General features: G+C 62.3%; 9 protein-coding genes. 2 read left to right on the top strand and 7 right to left on the bottom strand.

Annotation, left to right across the window (positions count from 1 at the left end; all coding sequences use genetic code 11):
- Positions 1-346 precede the first annotated feature (346 nt).
- The gene (locus Q1A87_RS18880) at positions 347-1,099 is read right to left on the bottom strand and encodes a sulfite exporter TauE/SafE family protein (RefSeq protein WP_299654974.1); all 753 of its coding nucleotides are present in this window, start codon (positions 1,097-1,099) and stop codon (positions 347-349) included.
- Positions 1,100-1,344: 245 nt separating this feature from the next.
- Between Q1A87_RS18880 and Q1A87_RS18875 the strand changes: the two genes are divergently transcribed.
- Together Q1A87_RS18875 and Q1A87_RS18870 are read left to right on the top strand one after the other, a co-directional pair.
- Positions 1,345-1,635 carry a hotdog domain-containing protein gene (locus tag Q1A87_RS18875; protein ID WP_363323021.1) on the top strand — a complete coding sequence of 97 codons (291 nt, stop codon included), beginning with the start codon at positions 1,345-1,347 and terminating at the stop codon, positions 1,633-1,635.
- Positions 1,636-1,788: 153 nt separating this feature from the next.
- Positions 1,789-2,511, top strand: a complete 723-nt coding sequence (locus tag Q1A87_RS18870; RefSeq protein ID WP_299654971.1) for a DUF533 domain-containing protein — start codon at positions 1,789-1,791, stop codon at positions 2,509-2,511.
- Between the two features lie 211 nt (positions 2,512-2,722).
- Here Q1A87_RS18870 and Q1A87_RS18865 read toward each other — a convergent pair.
- The 6 genes from Q1A87_RS18865 to Q1A87_RS18840 form a co-directional block, all read right to left on the bottom strand.
- A protein-coding gene (locus Q1A87_RS18865) for an IS3 family transposase (RefSeq protein WP_299654977.1) occupies positions 2,723-3,861 on the bottom strand; the annotation gives its coding sequence in 2 pieces (ribosomal slippage) (positions 2,723-3,597 and positions 3,597-3,861; 1,140 coding nt in all).
- A 266-nt stretch (positions 3,862-4,127) separates the two neighbouring features.
- Positions 4,128-4,934, bottom strand: a complete 807-nt coding sequence (locus tag Q1A87_RS18860; RefSeq protein ID WP_299654969.1) for an ATP-binding cassette domain-containing protein — start codon at positions 4,932-4,934, stop codon at positions 4,128-4,130.
- The gene (locus Q1A87_RS18855; RefSeq protein WP_299654967.1) at positions 4,927-6,060 is read right to left on the bottom strand and encodes an ABC transporter ATP-binding protein; all 1,134 of its coding nucleotides are present in this window, start codon (positions 6,058-6,060) and stop codon (positions 4,927-4,929) included. Before Q1A87_RS18855 ends, Q1A87_RS18860 begins: the two co-directional genes overlap by 8 nt.
- Positions 5,955-6,854: an ABC transporter permease gene (locus Q1A87_RS18850; RefSeq protein WP_299654965.1), complete on the bottom strand. Its 900-nt coding sequence runs from the start codon at positions 6,852-6,854 to the stop codon at positions 5,955-5,957. Before Q1A87_RS18850 ends, Q1A87_RS18855 begins: the two co-directional genes overlap by 106 nt.
- The gene (locus Q1A87_RS18845; RefSeq protein ID WP_299654963.1) at positions 6,851-7,858 is read right to left on the bottom strand and encodes an ABC transporter permease; all 1,008 of its coding nucleotides are present in this window, start codon (positions 7,856-7,858) and stop codon (positions 6,851-6,853) included. The genes Q1A87_RS18850 and Q1A87_RS18845 overlap by 4 nt, the downstream gene beginning before the upstream one ends.
- Before the next feature lie 63 nt (positions 7,859-7,921).
- Positions 7,922-9,493 carry an ABC transporter substrate-binding protein gene (locus Q1A87_RS18840; RefSeq protein ID WP_299654961.1) on the bottom strand — a complete coding sequence of 524 codons (1,572 nt, stop codon included), beginning with the start codon at positions 9,491-9,493 and terminating at the stop codon, positions 7,922-7,924.
- Between the last annotated feature and the right edge of the window lie 7 nt (positions 9,494-9,500).

Genomic DNA, 9,500 nt, shown 5'->3' with positions numbered 1-9,500 from the left:
TCAACCGCATCGACGAACTCACGCCGTGGAATTGGCAGCCACGCTGAATGTCAACGGCGGTCACGCCGGACGGATACATCAACGCGTTCCATAGCGTTGCAGAACACCGCCAGAAAGCGCTGAAGGTCACACGATTGCGGGACGCGACGGACCGATGACCAACCAGCGAAGTGTCAAGAGTGGCGACGACCGGTCCGCAAGTGCTCACGAGCGCGGTCGGGACTACCGCAGGTCGACCGGCTGCTCGTGGTCGCAGAGAAGGGCCTGCAGCTGACCCGTGTGCGTGGGACAAGCCTGCGGTACAAACTCTTCGGCGCCACTATCACGTTGGGGCTTGTCGAACGTCTTAACGAAAAGACATGAGAGCGCCGATCCCGATACGCACGGAAATCAGCGTGAGCAGCCCGAGGATGATGCGGTCGAACGCTGCGGGCGACATCCGGCTGGCCAGGGCAGCGCCCAGGGGCATCGCACCCATCAGTGGCAGAAGTGCGCCGGCGCTCAGCACTGCGCGCATGGGGGTCAGCACGCCCCAGGCCACCAAAAGCGGGATCTGAATCACCGCCATCACCGCGAAGAACACCGCAATGGCGGCGATGAAAGCGCGGCGCTCCATTCTTATAGCGTTCATGAAGGTGATGGAGACCGGCGCCGAGAGGCCGGTTGCTCCCTGCAGCACTCCGCCCGCGAGCCCCATCGGAACTGCCAGACGTACAGCCACCCGCATGTCGAGCGCCCAGTCCGGTTGCGCGAGGCGAAAGGTCACGTAGATCAGAACGGCGACGGCCACCCCCAGCATGAGAAGGTCGGGCGACAGGCTGACCAGCATCGCCGTTCCCACCCCGGCGCCAACTGCTCCGCCAAGGGCGAAGCCGAAGACCAGCGCAGATGGCGGAAGATTGTGGCGGTAGGCCCATCCCTGCCAGATGTTCGGGACGAGACTTGGAAATGTGAACAGCGCAACCGCCAGCCGAATATCGTAGAGCATCGCCAGGACCGGCACCGCGAGGAGGGGTGCGCCCGCGCCTGTCGCGCCCTTGAGAACGCCGCCGAGCGCCAGAGCTGTGGCACCCATGAGAAGCTCGGGCCAGTCGATCACAGTTCCCCCCTGTCGGTTTTCAGACATCGCAAGGTCGGGGCATAGCAGTTTGCTCTCACAGCGCGCCTATCAAACTCGATAATCGGCATCGGCCGAGGCATTGTCCTGGGAACTCCTGCCGTGACCTGCGGGTACGTGACCCTATAGAGAAACATCCCGAGCATCCCCACGGCGCCCCGGCAATCCGCACGATCGCAATGCCCGCCGATACCAATCCGTCAGGCGACATCTTCGGTGGCTGACTGATGAGCCAGATGGACCTCGCGGCAGGCAACCTCGCCGCGCTGACGGCCCGCGGCCGCGCCGCCACGATCGCTGTCGACGCAATGAAGTTCCACCGGGCGGTCAAGGTGGGCGACGAGGTCTCGCTTTATGCCAAGCTCCTCTCCGTTGGTCGGACTTCGATGAAGATCCACGTCGAGGCCTGGCGCCGCTGCCGCGACGGCGATGAGACCGAGAAAGTCACCGAGGCATCCTTCACCTTCGTCGCCCTCAGCAAGGACGGCGTGTCCCGTCCTGTCCGTCCCGAGGCTTGAACCGACGGTCGCGTTCGAGCAGCACCGGTGTCTCGGGTAACCTCGCTGCGGGGTTCTGGCAGGTGCTCGCTCGATGCGGGTTTCGTTCCCCCCCATGTGCGGAACGCTTCATCCAAGCGAGCGTTGTGCGCGGTGCAGAAGAGGAGAGCCAGCATGAGCCTCAAGCGTATACTCGGAACGATGCTTGTCAGCCGCATGGCGGGGCGGGGACGGCGACGGGGATCGCTCGGAACCTCGGCGATGCTTGGCGGCCTCGGCTATCGGCGGCGGCCGATGATGGGTGGCAAGATGGGTCTCGCCGCGCTCGGATACATGGCTTACCGCGCCTATCAGGACCAGCAGAGTCGGACCGGTGGAAGCGCCGGGACCGCAAGCCGATCAGCAAGCTCCAGTGGCGGAATTTCCAGCATGATCCAGGGCGTAGCAGACCGCCTGACCGGCAACACGGAGGCGGGCCATAGCGGAGCTGGCGCAACAGCCGGTGGCGAGGAAGAGGATCTGCGGGAGGACAAGCGGGCGGCCGAAAGCTTCAGCGACCAGACCGCGCTTCTGCTCATCCGGGCAATGGTCGCCGCCGCCTATTCGGATGGTGCGATGTCGATGGAAGAACGGCAGCGGATCATGCAGGAAGTCGAGCAGTCCGGCGCTGACGACGAGGACCGTCGTGTCATGGAGCGCGAGATCGCGAATCCGAAGCCCCTCGATGAGTTGCTTGCCGAGGTGAATGACGAAGAGACGGCCGAACAATTCTATCTGGCGTCCCGTGCCGCCGTCGACGGCGAGACGGCCCCGAACCGGGCTTACCTGTCCGACCTCCGTCAGCGGCTCGGGCTGTCGGACCAGCAGGCTGCCGAGGTCGAGGAGCTTGCTACGTAACGTCGCCTCTCATGGCGAAGTAGCGAATGGCGGCAGGGCAAATCGCAGGGGAAGATCAAGAAAGAGCTATCGTCTTTGAGTTCACGAGCGCGAATTACCGCCCTGAAACCAAGACCATCGAGAAGCATGTGATCCTGTTTATGTAATTAGAGAGGTGGTTCGGTTTGTCTAAACAGGTTCCGGGCGTTTCCTAAGTGGCTTTCCGCCTTTGTTACGCTGCCGCCGCTTCCGGCTTTAGCGGGTTGAAGTAAGCCTGATCAGGCGTTTTCCCTCCAAGCGACGAATGCGGCCGGCGGCTGTTGTAGAAGCCGAGGTAACGTCCGATCGAGGCGCGGGCTTCGGAGACGCTGGCGTAGGCCCGCAGGTAGACCTCTTCATATTTGATGGTCCGCCAGAGCCGCTCGACGAAGACGTTGTCCCGCCAGGCGCCTTTGCCGTCCATACTGATCTTGATCTTCCGTGCCGCCAGTACGGCGATGAAGTCGGTCGAGGTGAATTGGCTCCCTTGATCGCTGTTGAAGATCTCGGGCTTGCCGTGTCGCCGCAGCGCCTCCTCGACGGCTTCGATGCAGAAGTCCGCCGTCAGCGTGATCGATACTCGCCACGCCAGCACCCGGCGCGTGAACCAGTCCAGCACGGCAGCCAAGTAGACGAACCCGCGAGCCATGGGGATGTAGGTAATGTCCATCGCCCAGACTTGGTTGGGCCGGGTGATCGGCAGCTCCCGGAGCAGATAGGGGTAGATCTTGTGCCCTGGCGCCGGTTTCGAGGTGTTCGGCCTGCGATACAGCGCCTCGATGCCCATCCGTTTCATCAACGTGGCGACATGCAGCCGCCCCACCCCGAACCCTTCCTGGACCAGCAGGCCCTGCAGCATCCGGCTGCCCGCGAACGGGAACTCCATGTGCAGCTTGTCGATCCGGTGCATCAGCTTCAGATCCGCATCCGACACCGGGCGCGGCCGGTAATAGACGCTGCTCCGGCTGATCCCCAACACGGTGGCTTGGCGGCTGACGCTGAGCTCTGCTGTGGGATCGATCATCTTCTTGCGCTCGCCAGCAGACCCGCCTTGCCGAGCGCGCCGGACAAAAAATCGTTCTCCAGCGCCAGCTCTCCGATCTTCGCATGCAGCGTCTTCACGTCGATTGCCGGCTCCGCCTCAACCTTCGCGGCTGCGCCAAAGACACCGGTCGCGCCCTCGAGTAGCTGATCGCGCCACTGCTTGATCTGATTGGGATGAACGTCGAAATCCTGCGCCAGCTCGATCAGGGTCTTCTCGCCCTTGATCGCAGCCACCGCGACTTTCGCCTTGAATGCCGGGCTGTGGTTCCGGCGCGGTCGTCTCGTCATGATCTTCTCCTCGCTTGCGGCAATCATGCCGCCATTGCGCGGAAAATCCACTTATCCCGGCTGTTCAGTTTTCCCGAACCACCTCTTAGATGCGTCTGACACAGCCCGCTATTTTGAGATGCATCTGCCCCGACGGCCTGAGAACGATGCGCGGGTTATAGGGTTTTTTAATATGATAACCGCGTCTTCGACGCAGCTACCCGATCACCCACTTCATGTTCGAAGTAGCATCGACCGAACGGCATTGCGGTCGAGGAACCGACGGATCAGGCCGGAACCCTGACCTCCGGTGCTGCACTGATAAGCGTCCGAGCATATTCGGTCTGGGGTGCATCAAAGATACGATTGGTTTCGCCTTCCTCGATTATCCGTCCGTGATGGATCAGCGCGACACGGGTACAAAGATAGCGGACCACGGCGAGGTCGTGGCTGATGAAGAAATAGGTCAACTGCAAGCGATCCTGCAATTCTATCAGTAGGTTCAGGACTTGTGCCTGCACCGAAACATCGAGCGCTGAGGTAGGCTCGTCGAGCAGTAGAAGTTCCGGTCCCGAGGCCAAGGCCCGTGCGATTCCAATTCTCTGCCGCTGTCCACCCGAGAACTCGTGAGGATGACGACGGAGAAGCTGCGAGCCGAGGCCGACGAGAGACAGAAGTTCCGCAGCCCTGTCCCGCCGCGCTGCCCGGTCCAGTCCGACGATGTCGCGATGGATCAACATCGGTTCGGTCACGATGTCCTCGATCGTCATGCGAGGATTGAGCGATGCATACGGGTCCTGGAAGACGATCTGAATACGCGCGCGCAGTCTCCTGAGACTTCTAGGCGATAGCGCCGCCATGTCGTTGCCGTGAAACAGGATCTGGCCTGAGCTTGGCTGCTCGAGCCTCAGGATGGATCGTGTCAGGGTAGTCTTGCCCGACCCGCTTTCGCCAACGAGGCCGAAGCTTTCGCCGCGCGCGACGGTGAGGGACACGTCTCTCAGGGCGTCAACTGGGTCGCTCTTCCCGAACAGGCCCCGACGGCCGGTATACGTCTTGGAGACGTTGCGGATTTCGAGAACCGGCTCAGGCACTCGCAACCTCCCTTTCGATCACGGGGTGATAGCAGGCAACGGAATGGCCCGCGGCGGTCGGGGTCATGGCGGGAAACTGGCCCCGGCAAATCTCGGTGGCACGATTGCAGCGCGGGGCAAAGCGGCACCCAGGTGGCGGACGGATCAGGTCGGGAACCGTGCCTGCCAAGCCCTGCAACTCACCCCGCCGGGTCTCCCGCGTCGGAATCGCTGCCATCAGCGCGCGAGTATAGGGATGAGCGGGACGGTCGATCACCTGCGCCACCGGCCCGGTCTCGACCACGTTCCCGGCATACATGACGGCGACATGGCTGCAGGTCTGCGCCACGACGCCGAGGTTGTGGGTGATAAGGATGACTCCCATGTCGTGATCGGCCACGATGCCGCGAAGCAGGGCCAGGATCTGCGCTTGAACCGACACGTCGAGCGCGGTTGTAGGCTCGTCGGCAATCAGAAGATCGGGGCGGCCGATCAGCGCCATCGCGATGAGGACGCGCTGGCGCATGCCGCCCGAGAATTCGTGCGGATAACTGTCGAGCCGCGCCGCCGCGTCCGTAATTCCAACCTGCTCCAGCATTCTCACGGCCAGCGCCCGCGCCGCTCGCCGTGCCTCGCGGCCCTTGGCACCTGACAGGATCGAGCTGTCGTGGTGCGCGGCCGCCAAGGCGACGTCGATGAGCTGCGTGCCGATTTTCAGGGTCGGGTTCAGGTTCGTTGTGGGATCCTGAAAGATCATCCCGATCCGCGTTCCCCGGAGCGCCTGCATCTCGCGTTGCGACAGGCTCATCAAATTACGCCCTTCGAACCGGATCGCGCCGGCGGGATAACGCGCTGGCGGCGACTGGACGAGGCGGGAGATCGACAGGCCCGTCAGGGACTTTCCGCAACCGGATTCTCCTACCACCCCCCAGATTTCACCGCGACGCACGGTGAGCGACACGCCATTGAGGACATGTGCCAGGCCATCGAAGCTCGACATAGTCAGGTGCAGGTCGTCGATCTGGAGAAGCGCCTCGCCCATTACCGCCGCCCCTTCGGATCGAGAATGTCGCGCAACCCGTCGCCCAACAGATTGAAACCAACCACGGTCAAGAACATTGCAGTGCCCGGCGCCATCGCAGTCCACCAGATGTCGGGCATGTAGCTACGTGCGTTCGATAGCATTGTACCCCATTCCGGGGTCGGCGGCCGAACCCCGATCCCGATGAAGCCGAGCCCGGCAACGGTGAGGATCGCAAAGCCCATATCGAGCGACATCTTGACGATGATGGGCGAAACGCAGTTCGGCAGGATATGACGAAACAGCACTCGCGTAGGCGAGGCGCCGATTGCGCGGGCTGCGGTCACATACACCTCCTCGCGCGCGCCGATGACCTCCCCACGGACGAGCCGCGCGTAGCCCGGCCACCAAGAGAGCGATATGGCGAGGACCATATTCTCGAACCCGGGTCCCAGAGCCGCGGCGATGGCCATGGCTAGGATCAGCGACGGGATGGTCAGTGTCAGATCCGTAAAGCGCATGAGTATCTCATCAAGCCAGCCGCCCGCGAATCCTGCAATGCCTCCCATGACCGTGCCGATAAGTGTCCCGATCAAAACGACTCCGAAGCCCGCGAGCACAGAGACGGTGGTCCCCGCCATTGTCAGGGACAGAACGTCCTGCCCCAGTTCGTTCGTTCCAAACGGATGCGCCCAGGAAGGAGGGAGGAACCGCAAGCCTGTCTCGATGCCGCCTGCGACATGCTCGGGGTAAGGAGCCAGCATCATGCCGAACACCGCAAAAAACAGCACCACGAATGTAAGCGCGGCACCGACCATGGACAGCCGACTTTGGCGGAAGCGGAACCAGCCGCGCGCAAGGCCTTCGCGCCGCGGCGCGGCTTCGGCATGGGGCATTGATATGTCGGCGACGTCGCTCATGCGTAGCGGACCTTGGGATTGATAAGACCGTAAGCGAGATCGATCAGCAGGTTCGCCATCACGAAGATCAGGCCGATCACCAGCGCGACGCCGATCACCGGCATCATGTCCTGCGATACGATGGCCTTGGTCGCATAGAGGCCGAGGCCGGGCCAGTCGAACACTGTTTCGACCAGTACCGTACCGCCAAGCAGCCAGCCAAAGTAGAGTCCGATGACAGTCAACGTCGCCGAGAAGGCGTTACGCGCGATGGCTCGCGTGAGAATCTTCCGACGCGGCAGGCCGAGCGCACGGGCCGTCATCACGTAATCCTGGGCCATCACCTCGATCGATGACGACCGCATCATCCGCATGATCGTCGCAAGCGGCGAGAGGGACAGAGCGATGGCTGGCATCGCAAGGTGCTTCAGAGCGGTTACAAAAGTGGAAAAGTCGCCCGCGATCAGGGCATCGACCGTGATGAAGCCAGTGACAAACGGCGGGGGCATGACCACGATGGGCAATCGGCCTCCAAGCGGGAGCCAGAGAAGCCACATCGCGAAGACGAGCTGCAGCAAGAGGCCCAGAAAGAACCGGGGCATGGAGATCGCCCCGATCGCCACCACCTGGCTCAGGTAATCGGGCCAGCGGTTGCGCCAGATTGCCGTCAAGAGGCCGAGGGGAACGCCAACGACAATGGCGATTGCCATCGCAGCGAACACGAGTTCCAGGGTCGCAGGCAGGTAACTGGCAATGTCTGCGGCGACCGGACGACGGGTCAGCAGGGAGCGACCCAAGTCGCCCTGCATAAGTCCGGTGACATAAGTGGCGTATTGCCCCCAGACCGGCCGGTCGAGACCGAATTCCTGTGCCAGTGCCTCACGCTCCACCTGCGTCGCATTCGGACCTGCAGCAAGCCCGACAGGGTCACCGGGCAGGAGCCGAGCTATGGCGAACATGATGATCGTCAGGCCAATGATCACGGGGATCAGCAGTAGGATGCGCCGTACGAGGAATAGCAGCATGGGCCCGGTCTTCCGGTTGGGGTTTCTTCGGGGCCGCACTGTGCGGCCCCGAAGGCAGTCAAGTCAGTTTAGGGAAAGTGGCCAGCAATAGATCGCATTCGAGGCAACCGGCGTGAAATTGTAGTTCTCGACCGCCTCCCGCATCGCAAGCTTACGCATCTCGAGAACACCGAAGACGTCGGGCGCGTCGGCTACCACCGCCTCCTGAAACCTTCGGTAGATCTCAACCCGCGCATCGGGGTCGATTGTTGTCCGCCCCTCCTCGATCAATGCATCGACCTCGGGACTCGAGTAGACCGCGTTCTGCCAGTTTCCGTTCGACGCCGAGTGATAGGCAGCAAAGGCAATATTATCCGGATCACCATAGTTCGCGGTCTGATAGACCGGGAAGAAGTCCGGGAACGTCTCCGGGCTCGCACTAGCTGCGACCATGTCGGGCCATGCCATCGGCTGGATCTCCAGGTCGATGTTCAGCGCCTTCAAGCTGTCGAGCATGATGAGCGAGAACCGTCGTTGCTGCTCCAGCCCGGTGACATGGACCATCCGCAACGTGATGCCACCATCCGGATGCTCGCTTTGCGCAAGGTATTCCTTGGCCTTCTCCAAGTCTTGCCGCGGAACATCGAGATCCGGATTGTGGCCAAGGATCCCGTTCGGCAGTGGCCCGACCATGAGTTCCGCATATCCCGCTGCTTCGACTAGCGCCTCGTAATTGACAGCGTAAGAAACGGCCTTTCGAAGGTTGATGTCTGAGAGCGGGCCACTCTCGGTGTTCATCTTGATTGAGAAGGTCCGGTATTCCGGCTCGATTATCCGTACGACCCCCGGGGCGCCTTCAAGCGCGTCCATGTCCTCGGAAGTCAGATCAACCGCAATATGCACCTCGCCGCGCTGAAGCGCCAACCGCTGCGTCGCAGTCTCGCGCAGGAGCTGCCAGATCACACCGTCCAGATTGCCTCCGCCCGGCTGCCACGCGTTCTCGGCGCGGGCGAGTTGGTACAGCGTTCCGGGCTCGTAGCGGGCCACAGTGAACGGACCGGAGCCGGCGACGTTTGTCATCAACCAGGTCTGGCCCTGATCCTCGCCGAGGTTTGCTTCGACGGCTGCCTTTTCCACGATGAACTGCCACGGCAATACAGCAAGGAATGCCGCGAAAGGCATGGCGAGGGTGAACTTGACGGTTCCCTCGTCCACAGCCTCAATCCTCCCGGGATCAACGATGTCGCGGATCATCCAGGAATTGCCCTTGGCGAGTCCTGCCGCGCGGGTGAAGGAATAGACGACGTCATCAGCCGTAACCTTGTTACCAGAGTGGAACGTCGCCTCCGGGTTCAGGTTGAAGGTGTATTCCGTCCCGTCCTCGCTGACCTGCCAGCTTTCGGCGAGGCCTGGGACCGCTTCGGGTGGATTTCCGGACACCCGCACCAGCGGGTCGTAGACATTGCGCAGAAGGAAGGCCGCGGAATAGCCGGAGGCGGTATGCGGATCGAAGTTCGGAATGTCCTGGTTCGATGCGATAATGAGGATCTTGCCCGACTGCGCCGAGAGCCGGGCTGGGAAGCTCGCTGCCGCGAGACCGGCGCCCGCCAGCGCGAGAAGGCTTCGGCGTGTCAGGCTGGTCAGATCAGGTGTCATGGCGTCG

It is taken from the genome of uncultured Jannaschia sp. (assembly GCF_947494055.1).
In the GTDB taxonomy this organism is placed as follows: domain Bacteria; phylum Pseudomonadota; class Alphaproteobacteria; order Rhodobacterales; family Rhodobacteraceae; genus Jannaschia.
This window is presented reverse-complemented; position numbering and strand designations above follow the sequence as displayed.

Bases quoted from the DNA above. Each gene is read 5' to 3' on its own strand.
- Q1A87_RS18870 (WP_299654971.1), top strand. From the start codon at position 1,789: ATGAGCCTCAAGCGTATACTCGGAACGATGCTTGTCAGCCGCATGGCG.
- Q1A87_RS18845 (WP_299654963.1), bottom strand. From the start codon at position 7,858: ATGCTGCTATTCCTCGTACGGCGCATCCTACTGCTGATCCCCGTGATC.
- Q1A87_RS18850 (WP_299654965.1), bottom strand. From the start codon at position 6,854: ATGAGCGACGTCGCCGACATATCAATGCCCCATGCCGAAGCCGCGCCG.
- Q1A87_RS18875 (WP_363323021.1), top strand. From the start codon at position 1,345: ATGAGCCAGATGGACCTCGCGGCAGGCAACCTCGCCGCGCTGACGGCC.
- Q1A87_RS18840 (WP_299654961.1), bottom strand. From the start codon at position 9,493: ATGACACCTGATCTGACCAGCCTGACACGCCGAAGCCTTCTCGCGCTG.